Annotated in this window: 16 protein-coding genes; 5 read left to right on the top strand and 11 right to left on the bottom strand. The window is 72.5% G+C overall.

Annotation, left to right across the window (positions count from 1 at the left end):
* Positions 1 to 14: 14 nt before the first annotated feature.
* The gene (locus ACIBEJ_RS38230; RefSeq protein ID WP_397187818.1) at positions 15 to 791 is read right to left on the bottom strand and encodes a VOC family protein; all 777 of its coding nucleotides are present in this window, start codon (positions 789 to 791) and stop codon (positions 15 to 17) included.
* A gap of 146 nt (positions 792 to 937) precedes the next feature.
* Between ACIBEJ_RS38230 and ACIBEJ_RS38235 the strand changes: the two genes are divergently transcribed.
* The 3 genes from ACIBEJ_RS38235 to ACIBEJ_RS38245 all read left to right on the top strand — a co-directional run bounded on the left by ACIBEJ_RS38235 (position 938) and on the right by ACIBEJ_RS38245 (position 3,599).
* The gene (locus ACIBEJ_RS38235) at positions 938 to 1,846 is read left to right on the top strand and encodes an ABC transporter ATP-binding protein (protein ID WP_397187819.1); all 909 of its coding nucleotides are present in this window, start codon (positions 938 to 940) and stop codon (positions 1,844 to 1,846) included.
* Complete coding sequence (locus tag ACIBEJ_RS38240) at positions 1,843 to 2,610, top strand: ABC transporter permease (RefSeq protein ID WP_397187820.1); 768 nt, start codon at positions 1,843 to 1,845, stop codon at positions 2,608 to 2,610. Before ACIBEJ_RS38235 ends, ACIBEJ_RS38240 begins: the two co-directional genes overlap by 4 nt.
* Positions 2,611 to 2,678: 68 nt before the next feature.
* A complete protein-coding gene (locus ACIBEJ_RS38245) occupies positions 2,679 to 3,599 on the top strand; it encodes an EamA family transporter (protein ID WP_397187821.1) in 921 nt (306 codons plus the stop codon).
* 26 nt (positions 3,600 to 3,625) lie between these two features.
* On the opposite strand, the gene ACIBEJ_RS38250 is transcribed toward ACIBEJ_RS38245, so the two are convergent.
* The 8 genes from ACIBEJ_RS38250 to ACIBEJ_RS38285 form a co-directional block, all read right to left on the bottom strand.
* Complete coding sequence (locus ACIBEJ_RS38250) at positions 3,626 to 4,300, bottom strand: GntR family transcriptional regulator (protein ID WP_397187822.1); 675 nt, start codon at positions 4,298 to 4,300, stop codon at positions 3,626 to 3,628.
* Between the two features lie 17 nt (positions 4,301 to 4,317).
* On the bottom strand, positions 4,318 to 5,271 hold the full coding sequence (locus ACIBEJ_RS38255) for an ornithine cyclodeaminase family protein (RefSeq protein ID WP_397187823.1): 954 nt from the start codon (positions 5,269 to 5,271) through the stop codon (positions 4,318 to 4,320).
* A gap of 211 nt (positions 5,272 to 5,482) precedes the next feature.
* Positions 5,483 to 6,448, bottom strand: a complete 966-nt coding sequence (locus tag ACIBEJ_RS38260) for a proline racemase family protein (RefSeq protein WP_397187824.1) — start codon at positions 6,446 to 6,448, stop codon at positions 5,483 to 5,485.
* Positions 6,445 to 7,446 carry a proline racemase family protein gene (locus ACIBEJ_RS38265; RefSeq protein ID WP_397187825.1) on the bottom strand — a complete coding sequence of 334 codons (1,002 nt, stop codon included), beginning with the start codon at positions 7,444 to 7,446 and terminating at the stop codon, positions 6,445 to 6,447. Before ACIBEJ_RS38265 ends, ACIBEJ_RS38260 begins: the two co-directional genes overlap by 4 nt.
* 187 nt (positions 7,447 to 7,633) lie before the next feature.
* The gene (locus tag ACIBEJ_RS38270) at positions 7,634 to 8,527 is read right to left on the bottom strand and encodes a dihydrodipicolinate synthase family protein (RefSeq protein WP_397187826.1); all 894 of its coding nucleotides are present in this window, start codon (positions 8,525 to 8,527) and stop codon (positions 7,634 to 7,636) included.
* Positions 8,527 to 9,885 (bottom strand): NAD(P)/FAD-dependent oxidoreductase, encoded by a 1,359-nt coding sequence (locus ACIBEJ_RS38275; protein ID WP_397187827.1) that lies wholly within the window; start codon positions 9,883 to 9,885, stop codon positions 8,527 to 8,529. Before ACIBEJ_RS38275 ends, ACIBEJ_RS38270 begins: the two co-directional genes overlap by 1 nt.
* Positions 9,882 to 10,127, bottom strand: a complete 246-nt coding sequence (locus ACIBEJ_RS38280) for a (2Fe-2S)-binding protein (RefSeq protein WP_397187828.1) — start codon at positions 10,125 to 10,127, stop codon at positions 9,882 to 9,884. Before ACIBEJ_RS38280 ends, ACIBEJ_RS38275 begins: the two co-directional genes overlap by 4 nt.
* Positions 10,127 to 11,281 (bottom strand): NAD(P)/FAD-dependent oxidoreductase, encoded by a 1,155-nt coding sequence (locus tag ACIBEJ_RS38285; protein WP_397187829.1) that lies wholly within the window; start codon positions 11,279 to 11,281, stop codon positions 10,127 to 10,129. The genes ACIBEJ_RS38280 and ACIBEJ_RS38285 overlap by 1 nt, the downstream gene beginning before the upstream one ends.
* A 104-nt stretch (positions 11,282 to 11,385) precedes the next feature.
* Between ACIBEJ_RS38285 and ACIBEJ_RS38290 the strand changes: the two genes are divergently transcribed.
* Both ACIBEJ_RS38290 and ACIBEJ_RS38295 read left to right on the top strand, forming a co-directional pair.
* Positions 11,386 to 12,363 (top strand): heme A synthase, encoded by a 978-nt coding sequence (locus ACIBEJ_RS38290; RefSeq protein WP_397187830.1) that lies wholly within the window; start codon positions 11,386 to 11,388, stop codon positions 12,361 to 12,363.
* 99 nt (positions 12,364 to 12,462) lie between these two features.
* A complete protein-coding gene (locus tag ACIBEJ_RS38295; RefSeq protein WP_397187831.1) occupies positions 12,463 to 13,098 on the top strand; it encodes a vancomycin high temperature exclusion protein in 636 nt (211 codons plus the stop codon).
* A gap of 244 nt (positions 13,099 to 13,342) precedes the next feature.
* Here ACIBEJ_RS38295 and ACIBEJ_RS38300 read toward each other — a convergent pair whose 3' ends face one another.
* Both ACIBEJ_RS38300 and ACIBEJ_RS38305 read right to left on the bottom strand, forming a co-directional pair.
* Positions 13,343 to 14,473 (bottom strand): PrsW family intramembrane metalloprotease, encoded by a 1,131-nt coding sequence (locus ACIBEJ_RS38300; RefSeq protein ID WP_397187832.1) that lies wholly within the window; start codon positions 14,471 to 14,473, stop codon positions 13,343 to 13,345.
* A 46-nt stretch (positions 14,474 to 14,519) separates the two neighbouring features.
* The gene (locus ACIBEJ_RS38305) at positions 14,520 to 15,464 is read right to left on the bottom strand and encodes a heme o synthase (RefSeq protein ID WP_397187833.1); all 945 of its coding nucleotides are present in this window, start codon (positions 15,462 to 15,464) and stop codon (positions 14,520 to 14,522) included.
* Positions 15,465 to 15,573: the final 109 nt, after the last annotated feature.

The raw sequence follows: 15,573 nt of genomic DNA on the forward strand, positions 1-15,573 counted from the left end.
CCTAATTCCCTATTTCAGGAATTTTCGTGAAGTTGGATGACGTTGAAGCTCGCCCCCTGGGGGTCGGTGAGCACACTGAACGGCCCGGGCGGGGAGTCCATGCGCTCCACGAGGACCGTGGCGCCCTTCTCGCGGGCCTTGGAGACCGTGGCGCCGAGGTCGGCCACGCAGAAGTAGGTGCCCCAGTAGGAGGGCACCTGGGGCGGGTGGTCGGCGTCCATGGCCATCATGCCCGCGATGCTGTTCTCGCCGTTGTACCACTCGGTGTAGGCCATCTCTCCCATCTGCTGGGCGTGCGGCCGCCAGCCGAAGACCTCGCTGTAGAAGCGGGTGGCGGCCTCGACGTCGCGGCTGACGAGTTCGTTCCAGCAGAACGAGCCCGGCTCGTTGACCAGCGCCGCGCCGTTGTGATTGCCCGGCTGCCACGCGCAGAAGAAGCCGCCGTCGGTGGCCTGGAAGACGCCCATCGTCCCGGCGTCGAACACCGCGAACGGCTCGGCCACGACCGTGCCGCCCGCGTTCTTGACCCGGTCGGCGACCGCCGCCGCGTCGTCGGTGGAGACGTACATGTTCCAGACCGGGGGCATGCCCTCGGCCTGGAGCGGGCCGACTCCGGCCACGACCTTGTCGCCGACGTGGAACTGCCCGTAACCACCGGCGGCCGGGTCGTCGGCCATCTCGGCGCGCCAGCCGAAAAGCTCGCCGTAGAAGCCGACCGCCGCCGCCACGTCGGTGGTCGACAGATCCACCCAGCAGGGAACGCCTGGTTCATAAGTGCTGCGTACTGACACTTCCCCCTCCTTCTGTGAGATGGACCACAATCACCCAATCACGTCCCGTCCCACCCGTCAGGTGACTTGACGGGTTCGACCGCAAGCCTTTACGCGCTGCCAGGTCGGAGCCCGGACCACCACGCGCAGTCCCTAGACTCTTGGCCATGGATTCCCCAGCCGTCGAGATCATCGATCTGGTCAAGCGCTACGGCGCCACCACCGCGATCGACGGCCTCACGCTCTCGGCGGCGCGCGGCGCGGTCACCGCGATCCTCGGCCCCAACGGCGCGGGCAAGACCTCCACGATCGAGATCTGCGAGGGCTTCAGGCGCGCCGACGCCGGCACCGTGCGGGTGCTCGGCGCCGACCCGCGCGACCACGCGCTGCGCCCCCGGGTGGGCGTCATGCTCCAGGCGGGCGGCGTCCCGCCCGCGATGCGCTGCGGCGAGTGGCTGCGGCTGGTCTCCCGCTTCTACGCCCGCCCCCTGGATCCCCAGGCCCTTCTGGTACGCCTCGGGCTGGCCGAGCACGCCCGCACCCCCTACCGCAGGCTCTCCGGCGGCCAGCAGCAGCGCCTGTCCCTGGCCGCCGCGGTCGTCGGCCGCCCCGAGCTGGTCTTCCTCGACGAGCCCACCGCCGGACTCGACCCGCAGGCCAGGCACGGCTGCTGGGACCTGGTCGGCGACCTGCGCGCGGCCGGGGTCTCGGTGGTGCTCACCACCCACCACATGGACGAGGCCGAGCGCCTGTCCGACCACGTCGTCATCATCGACAGGGGCCAGGTCGTGGCCGAGGGCAGCCCCGCCCAGCTCACCGGCGCGGAGCGGCAACTGCGCTTCCGGGCCCGCCCGGGACTCGCGCTGGAGGAGCTGCTCAACGCGCTGCCCGCGGGCAGCGCCGCCAAGGAGTCCCCCGCCGGCCACTACATCCTTGAGGGCCAGGTCGGGCCCGAGCTGCTGGCCACGGTCACCGCCTGGTGCGCCGCCGAGGGCGTCACCGCCGACGACCTGCGCATCGAGCGCCGCACGCTGGAGGACGTCTTCCTCGAACTGACGGGACGCGAACTGCGATGACCACCCTTGACCTCACTCCGGCGCCCGGCGCGGCGCCGCTGTCCAGGATGGTGCTGGCGCAGGCGGGCGCCGAGGTGCGGGCCATCCTGCGCAACGGCGAGCAACTGCTGCTCACGCTGGTCATCCCGGTGCTGCTGTTGGTCGGCTTCTCGCTGGCGCCGCTGATCGACATCGGCGGCGGGAGCCGGGTCGACTTCCTGACGCCCGGCGTGCTGGCCCTGGCCGTGATGTCCACGGCCTTCACCGGGCAGGCGATCGCCACGGGGTTCGAGCGCCGTTACGGCGTGCTGAAGCGGCTCGGGGCCACGCCGCTGTCGCGGGCCGGGCTCCTGCTGGCCAAGACGCTGGCCGTACTCGCGGTGGAGGCCCTTCAGGCGCTGGTCATCGTGGCCGTGGCGCTGGCGCTGGGCTGGCGTCCGCACGGCTCGATCCTGGCTGCGGCCCTGCTGGTGCTGCTTGGGACCGCGGCCTTCAGCGGGCTCGGGCTGCTCATGGCGGGCGTGCTGCGCGCGGAGGCGACGCTGGCCGCGGCCAACCTCGTCTACCTGGTGCTGCTGGGGGCGGGCGGGGTGGTCTTCCCGCTGTCGAAGTTCCCCGAGGGGGTGCGGGCGGCGCTGGAGCTGCTGCCGATCTCGGCGCTGACCGGCGGGCTGCGCGCGGTGCTGCGCGACGGGGCCGCGCTGCCGCTCGGCGCGCTGGCCGTGCTGGCGGTCTGGGCCGCCCTCACGCTGGGGCTGGCCTCGCGGACCTTCCGCTGGGAGTGACCCCCCTGGCTCCGTTCTTGTCGGTCGCGGTGAGTACCCTCTGACCACTACCTGAGGAGAACCCCCGCATGACCGCCTTCGCGCTTGACGACCCGTTCGACCGTTCCAGATCCCGCCTGCCGGGGCCCGGCGGTCTGCTGCGCACGGCCGCCGACTCGATCCCGCCGTCCGGGCTCGTGCTGCTGGCCATCGTCTCCGTCCAGTTGGGCGCCGGGTTCGCCAAGGACCTGTTCCACGTGCTGCCGCCGAGCGCCATGGTGTTCCTGCGCATCGCGGCGGGGGCGCTGATCATCACCGCCGTCGCGCGGCCCCGGCTGCGGGGCATGAGCGCGCGCGACTGGGGCGTCGTGGTCGCCTTCGGCGCCACGCTGGCGGTCATGAACCTGACCTTCTACGAGGCTCTGGCCCGGTTGCCCATGGGGATCGCGGTGGCGATCGAGTTCCTGGGGCCGCTGGGGGTCGCGGTGGCGGCCTCGCGGCGGCGGCTTGACCTGCTGTGGGTGCTGCTGGCCGGGGGCGGCGTGGTCCTGCTCGCGCCCTGGGGACAGTCGGCGTCGGTGAGCTGGGCGGGCATCGGGTTCGCGCTGGTGGCGGGGGCCTGCTGGGCGGCGTACATCCTGCTGTCGGCGGCGGCGGGCCAGCGATTCTCCGGCGCCACCGGGCTGTCGCTGGCCATGGCGGTCTCGGCCGTGGTCGTCGCGCCGGTCGGGGTGACGGCGGGCGGGATGGACCTGCTGCAACCCGAGGTTTTGCTGATCGGGCTGGGGGTCGGGCTGCTGTCGTCGGTGATCCCGTACTCGCTGGAGCTGCAGGCGCTGCGACGGATGCCCAAGCACGTGTTCGGCATCCTGATGAGCCTGGAGCCCGCGGTGGCGGCGCTGATTGGGCTGGTGGTGCTGGGCGAGATCCTGCACGTGCGGGAGTGGGCGGCGGTCATCTGCGTGGTGGCGGCCAGCCTCGGGGCGACCCGGGCGCGCAAGAAGCTCTGATCGACCCGTCCCAGCGGTACGGCGGGCTATTCGGGGCGGTCGGCCCAGATGCCGCGGACGTGCTGGATGTGGGCGCTCATGATGCGTTCGGCCGCGGCGGAGTCGCCTTCCGCCAGGGCGGTGAGCAGTTCCAGGTGCTCGCGTCCCGAGTCGGGGAGCTTGCCGCGCTCGAAGAGCTGCTGCAGGCCGTACAGGCGGGCCCGGTTGCGCAGGTCGCGGACCACCTCCACCAGGTGCATGTTGCCGCACAGCTTGAGCAGTTCCACGTGAAACCGCAGGTCAGCGTCCACATATGCCAGCAGATCACCGCGTTCCGCCGCGGCGACGATCTCCTCGGCGACCGGCCGCAGGCTGTCGAACTCCGCCGCCCGCGAGGCGTCCGCGAGCCGCGTCACCGTGGGCACCTCGATCAACTGGCGGATCTCGGTGAGCTCGTCGAGGTCGCGGTCGGACAGCTCCGTGACCCGGAAGCCCTTGTTGCGCACCGCCTCGACCAGGCCCTCCTTGGCCAGGTCGAGCATGGCCTCGCGCACGGGGGTCGCCGACACCCCGAACTGGGCGGCCAGCACCGGCGCGGAGTACACCACGCCTGGGCGCATCTCACCGGTGATCAGCGCCGCCCGGAGCGCGTGCGCGACCTGCTCGCGCAGGCTCTGCCGCTCCCCCACCATCGGCAGGTCGAGCCGGTCCTCCGCAGCCATCGCGCGCATCCCTTTCCCTACGTCCACGCCTCGTAAGCGGCCGCGGCCACCACGAGATCCTGCCAGGCCATCCCGGTGCTCTTGAACAACCTGGGGCCCGGACCCGCGGTGACACGGCCGTTGACCAGCTCGGCGAGGTTTCCGGCGAGGTGACCAGTCGTGATCGTACCGTGGCGGATCGGGACGATCACATCTCCCGCCTCGACCAGCGCACTCGCCCGGGACTCGACCACGACGGTCGAGCGGGCGACGAGGTCGTCGTCGACCTCGCGGGCGTCTGGTTCGTGGGAGCCGACGGCGAGGATGGCGGCGCCGTCGCGGGCGAGCTTACCGGGGAACAGGGGCTCGCGGGCAGTGGTGCAGCAGGCCACGAGATCGGCCCCGGCCACGGCGGTGTCGACGGCCGCGCGGGTGCCGGGGTCGTCGCCGCACAGGGTCTCAGCGGCCAGTCCGAGCCCGGCGCAGCGGGCTGCCAGCGCCTCGGCCCGCTGCGGGTGCCTGGCGACGACGGTGACGCGCTCCAGCGGGCGTACCGTCCTCAGAGCCAAAACGTGACCCCACGCCTGCGGCCCCGACCCGAACACCACCAGGGTGCGGGCGTCGGCGGGGGCCAGGTGGGTGGCGGCCAGGGCGGAGACGGCGGGGGTGCGCAGGCTGGTCAGGGCGATGCCGTCCATGACCGCCAGCGGGGCCAGCGTGGCGCCGTCGAACAGCAGGTAGGCGCCCTGGATGCGGGGCAGCTCGCGCGTGGCGTCCTCGGGCGCGATCGTGACCGCCTTGACCCCGGCGTAGGCGCGGGTGGCGGCGGGCATCAGCAGCATCTGGCCGCCGGGCAGGTCCACGACGGGGCGCTGCGGGGTGTCCTCGGGGTCCAGCCCGTCGCGCAACGCCTCCTCCAGCAGCCGTACGGCCCGCGGCACCGGAACCAGCCGCTCCAGGGCCTCCGCGTCGATGTAGGGCAGCGCGTTCATGGGCCAAGCATCCAGGTCCCCGCCGTAATTAGGGAAGAGGCCCGCGCAGGGGTCACGAGGGAAACCCCAAGGGGGGTGGCCCCTGAACACGCGTAGCGCGGCGTGGGGCGCGGGAGGCGCGGCGTGGGGCCGCGGGGGTGGGCTTGGGGCGGGCGTGCGGGCAGGCGGGGTGGGCACGATGGGCCAGGCGGGTGTGGGGCGGGTGGGGTGGTTAGCGGAGGACGAAGCCGGTGCCGAGGGGGTCGGTGGGGTCGAGGTCGAAGGTGTGGCGGCCGGTGCGGTAGGCCATGCCGTCGATCTCCGGGACGATGCCCTCGGGTGTGCGTCCCGCGATCCTGGCCGTGAAGCGGGTGCCGATGACGCTGTCGTGGGTCAACGTGACCTGGTCCCCGTGGTCGGTGGCCAGCAGTGCCATGCGGGCGGCGGTGCCGGAGCCGCACGGTGAGCGGTCCACCTCGCCGTCGGCGAAGACGGTGACGTTGCGCTGGTGCAGGGCGGTCCCGTCGGCGGACAGGTCGTCGTGGAAGATGACGCCGTAGATGCCGGACAGGCGGTCGTCGCGGGGGTGGCGGGCGGCGGGGTGGCCGTGCAGCGCGGACTTTACGCGGCGGCCGTGGGCGATGAGGGCGGGCAGGTGCTCCCGCTCCACGGACAGGCCCACGGCGGAGGCGGGCAGGCTGGCGTACAGGGCGCCGCCGTAGGAGACGTCGAGGGTGACGCCGGCGGCCTGCACGTCGCGGGCGATCACGTACGACGGGACGCTGCGGAAGGTGACTCCGGTGACCCGGCCCCCGGCGCGGGTCACGCGGGCGGTCACGCGGCCCGACGGGACGTCGACGACCACGTCCGTGACGCCGTCGGGGACGGACTCCACCAGCCCCTCCTGCACAGCGTGTACGGCCAGCGCGATCGTGCCATGCCCGCAGGCGGTCGAATAGCCGTCCTTGTGCCAGAACAGCACACCCAGATGCGCCCCGGAGTCGTCCGGCGGAACCAGGAAACAGCCGTACATGTCGGCATGGCCGCGCGGCTCATGGCACAGCAGCCGCCGCACGTGATCGACACCCCCGGTGGCGTCCCGCCGTTCGAGCACGGTGGCGCCGGGGATGTCCGGGACGCCGCCGGTCACGATCCTGAACGGCTCGCCCCCGGTGTGGTAGTCGACCGTCGTGATCACAGCTCGAACCCCGCGGGAAAGGGGTCGCGGGGATCGAGGAAGTACTGGGCCGTCCCGGTGATCCAGGCGCGCCCGGTGATGGACGGCAGCACGGCGGGCCGCCCGCCGACCGTGGTCTCCTCCAGCAGCCGTCCGACGAACCGGGTCCCGATGAACGACTCGTTGACGAAGTCGGCGCCTATGCCCAGTTCGCCGCGCGCGTGCAGTTGCGCCATCCGGGCGCTGGTGCCGGTGCCGCAGGGCGAGCGGTCGAACCATCCGGGGAAGATGGCCATCGCGTGCCGGGAGTGCCCGGCCGTGGAGCCGGGAGCGGCGAAGTAGACGTGGTGGCAGCCCCGGATGCGCGTGTCCTCGGGATGGACCGGCTCGTCGGCGGCGTTGATCGCGTCCATGGTCGCCAGCCCGGCGGCGATGATCTCGTTCTTGGCGCCCCGGTCGAACGGCAGCTTGTAGGAGTCGAGGCCGACGATGGCGTAGAAGTTGCCGCCGTAGGCCAGGTCGTAGCGGATGCCGCCGAACCCCGGCACCTCGACCTCGGCGTCCAGCCGATCGCTGAAGGAGGCCACGTTGCGGAGCGTGACCGACTCGGCGACGCCGTCCCTGACCGCGACGTCCACGGTGACGAGCCCGGCGGGCACGTCCAGCCGGATCGTGGTCACCGGCTCGGTCACCTCGACCATGCCGGTCTCGACCAGTACGGTCGCCACCCCGATCGTGCCGTGCCCGCACATCGGCAGCAGCCCGGACACCTCGATGAACAGCACTCCCCAGTCGGCGTCCGGCCGGGTGGGCGGCTGCAGGATCGCCCCGCTCATGGCGGAGTGCCCGCGGGGCTCGCGCATGAGCAGGTTGCGCAGATGGTCGAGGTGGTCGCGGAAGTACACGCGCCGCTCGGCCATCGTGGCGCCGGGAACGACGCCCACGCCGCCGGTGATCACGCGCGTGGGCATGCCCTCGGTGTGCGAGTCGACCGCGTGGAAGACCCGGTTGGTTCTCATACAGCTCCTCTGGGGGTGCCTGGGCCACTTGGCCGGTGAAGCGGTCCTCGTCACGGCGGGATGGGGTACGGCCGCCGGCCGTTCCCCTGGAGGCCGCCCGCCGGAGTGCGGCGGGTGGCGGGTGCGCGGCTTGCCGTAACGGAAGGCCGGGCTTCTGGAATCACTGCGGAAAGGACCTGGGAGAAAGCTACGACATCCCCTCGGCGAGGGCCTTCTCGGTGGCGGCGCGGACGGCGGTGGACTGGTCGCCGGTGAGCGGTACACGCGGCTGGCGGCAGGGTCCGCCGCGGCGGCCGGCCACGTCCATGGAGAGCTTGATGGCCTGCACGAACTCGATCTTGGAGTCCCAGCGCAGCAGCGGGTGCAGCGTCCGGTACAGGGGCAGCGCGGTGTCCAGGTCGCGGGCCAGCGCGGCGCGGTAGAGCGCCACGTTGGCGGCGGGCAGCGCGTTGGGGAAGCCCGCGATCCACCCGACGGCCCCGGCGATGCCCAGCTCCAGCAGCACGTCGTCCGAGCCCACCAGCAGGTCGAGGCCGGGGGCGAGCTCGGCCAGCTCGTAGGCGCGGCGCACGTCGCCGGTGAACTCCTTGACCGCCACGATCAGCCCCTCGGCGTGCAGCTTCGCCAGGAGAGCCGGGGTCAGGTCGACCTTGGTGTCGTAGGGGTTGTTGTAGGCCACGACCGGCAGCCCCGCCTCGGCCACCTGGCGGTAGTGCTCCAGCACGGCGCGCTCGTCGGCGCGGTAGGTGTTGGGCGGCAGCGCGAGCACCGATCCGCAGCCGATCTCGCGGGCGTGCTCGGCCCAGCGGCGCGACTCGGCCGCGCCGTAGGCGCCGACGCCGGCCATGACGCGCTCGCCGCCGATCGCGGCGACGGCCGTCTCGGCGACCTTGGCGCGCTCCTCGGGCGTCAGCGTCTGGTACTCGCCCAGCGAGCCGTTGGGCACGACGCCGTCGCAGCCGTTCGCGACCAGCCAGCGGCAGTGCCCGGCGAAGCCGTCGTAATCCACGGACAGGTCGTCGTGCAGGGCGAGCGCGGTGGCCACCATGACGCCGTGCCAGGGTTTCGTGCGTGTTGTCATCAACGTTCCTTCTGTGGGGGCTCCGCTAGGGCGCCTAGGGAGATCGGCTGGGCGATGGGGCGGCGTGGGGGCTGCTGGGGTTCCCCGGCGAGGCAGGCGAGCGCGTAGCCGCACATGCGGCCCTGGCACCAGCCCATGCCGGGCCTGGCCAGCAGCTTGATCGAGCGGGCGTCGGTGGCGCCGAGCGCCTGCGCCTCGCGGACGCGGGCCAGCGGCACCTCCTCGCACCGGCACACGAGGGTGTCCTGGGCGAGCCACGACTGCCAGCCGGGCCGCACGGGGTAGGCGGTCTGCAGCGCGGCGGCGAAGGCGCGCAGCCGGGCGCGCCTGCGCAGCAGCAGGCCGGGCACCTCGGCGGCGCCGGCGAGCGCGAGGCCGGCGATGCGGCCCTCGATCTCCGACAGCTCCCAGCCGCCGACGCCGGTGGGCTCGCCGGCCGCCCACACGCCGGGGACGCTGGTGCGCTGGCGCGCGTCCACGTCCACCACGGGCGTGCCGTCGGTGTCACCGCGGGTCCGGCAGCCGAGCTGGACGGCCAGCTCGATCTGCGGCACGAACCCGTAGCCGACCGCGAGCGCGTCGCACTCCAGTTCCTCTGTGCCCAGAACGTTCCAGTCGCGATCCAGCCTGGCCACCGTGACCGCGCGCAGCTCGTCCTCGCCGTGCGCGGCGATCACCGCGTGTCTCCTCCGGTACGGCACGCGCCGCGTCCCCAGCGCCCACGCGTACCCGGCGGCCTCGCCCGCCTTGCCGAGCGCCATGACCGGATGCCGGGCCAGGCCCAGCCCGCCCGACGCCTCGAACACCCCGGCCACCTCGACGCCCGCCTCCGCCAGCCCGGCGGCGACCGGCAGCAGGAACGGCCCGGTCCCGGCCACGGCGATCCGCCGCCCGGCCGGCACGCGCTCGCCCTTGAGCAGCGCCTGCGCGCCTCCGGCGGTGAGCACGCCGGGCAGGTCCCAGCCGGGGAAGGGCAGCGGCCGGTCGTGGGCGCCGGTGGCGATGAGCACGTGCCGCGCCCGTATCTCCGCACGGCCGTGGGCCGGCTCTTCCGCGCGGCCGGTGCCGTACGCGTCATCCGCGCGGCTGGTGCCGTAGGCGTGCACGGTGAACGCGTCGTCCTCGCGGCTGAGGGCCCAGACCTGGTGCTGGAGCAGGACGTCGGCCCGCTGGCGCAAAGCTCTGGTCTGGCGGGCGAAGCGGGGCTCGGGTTCGGCTCCGTGGGCGTGGCGGAAGTACTGCCCGCCCAGGCGCGGCCCGCCGTCCAGCAGGACGACGCGGAGCCCGGCGAGCGCGGCGGTCAGCGCGCCGGCGACCCCGGCGGGCCCGCCGCCGACGACGGCCAGGTCGTGGGTCATGAGGTGCTCACCTCGTCGCCGGGACGGGCTTCGAGCCGGCAGGCACGCTCGGCGGGCCGGCCGTTGACGACGACGAGGCAGTCGAAGCAGGCCCCGATGCCGCAGAACAGGCCGCGCGGCCGTCCGCCGAAGCGGGTGGAGCGCCAGGAGCGGACCCCGGCGGCGTGCAGCGCCGCGCCGATCGTCTGCCCGGGCTCGGCGGGCACCGGGCGCCCGTCGACGGAGATGTCGAACCGCTCCATCAGCCGGTCTCCTCTCGGGTGGATCGGGTGAAGCGGTCGGGCCGGAACGGGTGCGGGTCGAGGTCGGGCCGCCGTCCGGCCAGGAGCTGGGCGAGCAGGTGGCCGGTGGCGGGGGCCAGGCCGATGCCGGCGCCCTCGTGGCCGCAGGCGTGGTAGAGGCCGGGCGCCCTCGGGTCCTCGCCGATGACGGGCAGGTGGTCGGGGCAGTACGGGCGGAAGCCGCAGTAGGAGCGGATCGCCCGCACCTCGCGCAGCGCGGGGAACAGCGCGACCGCCTGCGCGGCCAGCCTGGACAGCACCGGCACCGAGGTGGTCCGGTCGAAGCCGACCCGTTCCCTGCTGGCCCCGATGAGCACGGGGCCGGCGGGGGTGCCCTCGACCACGGCGGAGGTCTCCAGCCCCTCGGAGTCGCTGGCCACGTTGGTCACGTACGCGGCCGTGTAGACCTTGTGCCGGATCAGCGGTTCGCCCAGCGGTTCTGTGACGAGGATGAAGCCGCGCCTGGGCAGCACCGGCAGGTGGACCCCCGCCATCGCGGCGACCTCGCCGCCCCAGGTGCCCGCGGCGTTCACGACGGCGCCGCCGAGGATGTCGCCGTGGGAGGTGCGCACACCGCTCACGCGCGCCCCGTCGCGCAGGAATCCGGTGACGGTGACGCCGGTGCGCAGGTGGAGGGTGCCGTGGCCGTAGGAGTCCGCGCCGAGCGCGATCAGCCGGGCGGCGGCGAGCATGGGCTGGACCTGCGCGTCCTGGGGGTAGTGGACGCCGCCGGCCAGCCCCGGCGCCAGATGCGGCTCGTAGCCGCCCAGCGCCTCGCCGGATACCGCCGTGTGCTCCACGCCCTGCTTGGCGGCCAGTTCGGTGAGCTGCCGCAGGACGTCGGCGGTCTCGGCGACGACGAGCCCGCCCTTGGCCTCGAACTCGAAGCCGCCGTGCTCGGCCAGCTCGCGCCAGAGGCGGTTGGACAGAAGGGCGAGGTCGAGTTCGGGGCCCGGCTCCTTGTCGGAGACGAGCACGTTGCCCTCGCCGGAGCCGGTGGTGCCGCCCGCCACGGGTCCGCGGTCGACGACGGTCACGTCCAGCCCGGCACGCGCCGCGTAGTAGGCGCAGGCGGCGCCGACCACTCCTGCGCCGATGACGATGACGTCCGACATCGGCCTCCCTTCAGTAATATGTCACACTACACTGAACTTCGCTCGCTCGGCCAGAGGCCATCGCGGTGGAAGGACCGGCACATAGGGCCCCTACCATCGATGACGTGAAGCTACCCACCGGCCGCCCCACCTCGATCATCAGAAGTCTGTACTTCTGGGACCCCACCCCGTCCTCGATGCGCGGCTGGGCCCTCGCCTCGGTCGTGGTCAACGCGGGCATCGCGGTCACCGGGGCGACCGTCAGGGTGACCGAGTCGGGCCTGGGCTGCCCCACCTGGCCCCAGTGCACCAGCGACAGCTACCTGCCGGTCCTGCACCCCGAGATCTCGCCGCTGCACATGGCGGTGGAGTTCGGAAACCGGCTGCTGACGTTCCTGGTCCTCGCGGTGGGCTTCGCCTGCGTCATCGCGGCATTGCGTACGGCGCCGCGCCGCCCCGACCTCGTCCGCCTAGCCTGGGTGCAGCCGGCCGGCATCGTGGTGCAGGCTCTGTGGGGCGGGCTGGTGGTCAGGACCGCGCTGCACCCGGCCACGGTCGGCATGCACTACATCATCTCCGTGGGCCTGATGGCCGCCTGCTGGATGTTCTACGTGCGGACCGGCGAGCGCCAGGGGGTGATCAGGCGGGTCGTGCACCGCGACATCAGGCGGCTGGCGCAGGTCCTGCTCGCGGCGGTCTTCACGCTGCTGGTGGCGGGCGTGCTGGTCACCGGCACCGGCCCGCACTCCGGTGACGAGCTGGCCTCGCGCTTCGACCTCGACATCGAGTCGGTGGCGCGGGTCCACGCCGACATCGCGTACCTGGTGGTCGGGCTGACGTTCGCGCTGCTGTTCGCCCTGCACGTGAGCAAGGCGCCGCGCGCCGCCCGCCGGGCCGCGCTGGCCCTGCTGGGCATCGAGCTGCTGCAGGGTGTGATCGGCTACACGCAGTACTTCCTGGGCGTGCCCGCCTTCCTCGTGGGCCTGCACGTGCTCGGCTCGACCCTGGTCTGGATCTTCGCGCTGCGCGCGGTGACGGCCACCCGCGTCCGCGAGCCGGTCGGCACCCTCCCCTCCCCCGACCGGGAGCGCGCTGCCGCCTGACCGGGTATGGCACGATAAGTCCGCCCCTCCCCCACCGGCGGAAGGCCACCCTTGTCAGGAAATAGGCGGAAGCTCCTCCGAAGGTGTTACCAGGCGCTCGTGCTGGCCAGCGTGCTCGCGCTGGCCCCGATGACCTGGGCCTGGCTCGACAGCTCGCCGCACCGCGCCACCGCCGACACCGAGGGCTGGCTCGCTCGGGTCCCGAACACGCAGGTCGCGCTCGTGCTCGGCGCCGGCCTGTACGGCGGACGCCCCTCCCCCATGCTCGCCCGCCGCCTGGACATCGCCGCCGAGCTGTACCGGGCGGGCAAGGTGAAGGCGCTGCTGCTGTCCGGCGACAACAGCCGCGAGGAGTACGACGAGCCCACGGCGATGCGCGACTACCTGACGGCCAAGGGCATCCCGGCGCGGGCGATGGTCCTGGACTACGCCGGTTTCGACACCTGGGACTCGTGCGTACGGGCCCGCGAGGTCTTCGGGGCCGAACGCCTGACCGTCGTGACCCAGGTCTTCCACATCCCACGGGCCGTCACGCTCTGCAGAACGGCCGGCCTGGAGACCTACGGGGTGGGCGACGACTCGACCAGGCAGTGGGCCGCCGCCACCTACGCCTACGCGACCCGGGAACTGCTGGCCACGGCCAAGGGCTTCGCCGACGCGATCCTCCTCCGCTCCGACCCGGTCTTCCCCGGCCCGAGGGAAACGAGCCTGAAGACCATCCTGACCCACAACTAACGGACAACCCCGGCCATGTCTCCAGGTCAGATGGCGTACGAGGGGCCGAGGGCGTGGTGGCCAGGTTTCCGGGCCAGGCGGCCTACGCGGGCCGTGACGGCGGGGACCACGTCCGACGTGGGAAGCGACCCCCACGATCGGCGTCAGCGCACGTCGGCGGGTGGCGTGGGGGTGGCGGGAGCCGTAACGGAAAGGCGGCCCGAAGAAGGACCAGCCGCCCGCGAGCACGATTCCAGCGAAAAGCTCAGCGAATCGGGGCGGGGAAGCCGGCGCGGGCGGCGCTCATGCATTCGAGGAGGGCGCGTTGTTCCTCGTGGAAGGTCTGCTCGTCCACCACCCGCCGCGCCGCGCGGTCGTGCAGCAGGCCGAGCTCGGTGGCGGCGAGCTGGTAGTCGCTCATCGCGCGCAGCCCGCGCTTGCCGCCGTGCGCGCTGGCCCACTGGCGGGCCCGCCGACGACGGGACAGCGCCGAGAGCATGTGGATGTCGGCCTGGTCCACCAGGCGGGTCGGCTCGTAGGGCGGCAGGTAGCGCTGGATGAGGCCGACGATGCGCCGCCTGTCCTTGATCACGATGCCGATCATGACCAGCAGCACGAGCAGCAGGATCAGGTACGCGATCATGAGGCCGGGGAAGCCGCCGTAGGAGGCCATGCCGTTCCACAGACCGTGCAGGAGCATCGCGCCGATCCAGCCCGCCAGGATGTAGCCGACCCGCACCGAGCCGCTGCGCTGGGCGGCGTAGGCCACCGCGACGCCGATCATCGAGGTGAACAGCGGGTGCGCGAACGGCGACAGGATGCCGCGCAGCACGACCGTCACGGCCAGGCCCTCGACGCCGCGCTCGGTGAGCGCGGCCACGTAGTAGCTGACGTTCTCGCTCATCGCGAAGCCGAGCCCGACCATGCTGGCGTAGATGATGCCGTCGGTGGGGCCGTCGAGCTCGGCCCGGCGAAAGCGCAGCAGCCCGAGCAGGACCAGGCCCTTCATCGTCTCCTCGACGACCGGCGCCCCGAACGTGGCGGCCACGCTGCGGGCGTTGTCGGGCGTGAGGTTGGCGGCGTCCGCGATGTAGTGCAGGTTGAGCGAGTTGACCACGCCCGCCACCAGTACGGCCACGCCCGCCCCCCACGCGAAGGCGAAGACGAGGTTGCTGCGCGGCTCGGGCTCCATCCGGTCCAGCGCGAGCACCGCGGCGAGCAGGACGGGCACCGGAGCCAGGGCCAGCAGGAGGGCGACGAGGAAGTGGACAGGCGCGCCGTTGATCACGTCGAAGGAGAGCGAGACGAGCGCGCAGATGCCGGTGACGACCAGCCCGATGATCAGGGCGAAGGATGGCCGGTCCTTGAACACCCAGCGTGGATCACGGGACGCCATACGGTGACTTTAACGGATCGTGTCAGAGCTGTCCCACCGCACACGCTCAGCTGAGCAGCGGGTCGATGGCGACGGCGAGGAACAGGAGCGCCAGGTAGGCGTTGGACCAGTGGAAGAAGCGCATCGGCCGCAGATCGACCCCGGTCTTGCCGGCGTTGACCCTGGCCAGCATGCGGTGGATCTCCCACAGGCACACGACGCCGAGCGCGAGCGCGACGATCGGGTAGAGCAGCGTGGTGCCGGCGACGGGCCACAGCAGCAGCGAGCAGATCACCGTCGCCCAGGTGTAGACGATGGACTCCACGACGACCCTGCGCTCGGTGGCGACCACGGGCAGCATCGGGATCGACGCGGCGGCGTAGTCCTCCTTGTAGCGCATGGCCAGGGTCCAGGTGTGCGGCGGCGTCCAGAAGAACACCACGCCGAACAGCACCAGCGGCGTCCACTCCAGGCTGCCGGTGATGCCCGACCAGCCGATGACCACCGGCATGCACCCGGCCAGGCCGCCCCAGACGATGTTCTGGGAGGTGCGCCGCTTGAGGATCATCGAGTAGACGAAGACGTAGAACAGGATCGCCGACAGGTTGAGCGCGGCGGCGAGCAGGTTCGTGGTGACCCACATGCCAACGACGGACAAAGTTCCGAGGACGATTCCGAAGATCAGCGCGTTGCGCGGCGTGACCTGGTGGCGGGCCAGCGGGCGCTTGCGGGTGCGCCGCATCTTCACGTCGATGTCGCGGTCGATGTAGCAGTTGAGGGCGTTGGCGCTGCCTGCCGACAGCGTGCCGAACACCATGACCCACAGGGCCTTCCACAGGGGCGGCAGGCCGCCCGACGCGAGGAACATGACCGGCAGCGTGGTGATCAGGAGCAGCTCGATGACCCGCGGCTTGGTCAGCGCGACATAGGCCTTGACGACCGCGCCGAAGGAGCGCGGCTGCGCGGCCTGCGGGGCCGGGGCCGTCGATTGCCTGTTCGTGAGCACCGTCAAGGCGCTTCCAGCACGTGCGGAGTCAACGCGTAACCTCTGATTAGAGCGGATCCGTGAATGGACGCCGTGGCGTCCCTGCGAACAAACAAACTGTAGTAGCAGGGGCGGC

Origin of the sequence: Nonomuraea sp. NPDC050790, from assembly GCF_044456745.1 — a bacterium.
Taxonomy (GTDB): Bacteria; Actinomycetota; Actinomycetes; order Streptosporangiales; family Streptosporangiaceae; genus Nonomuraea.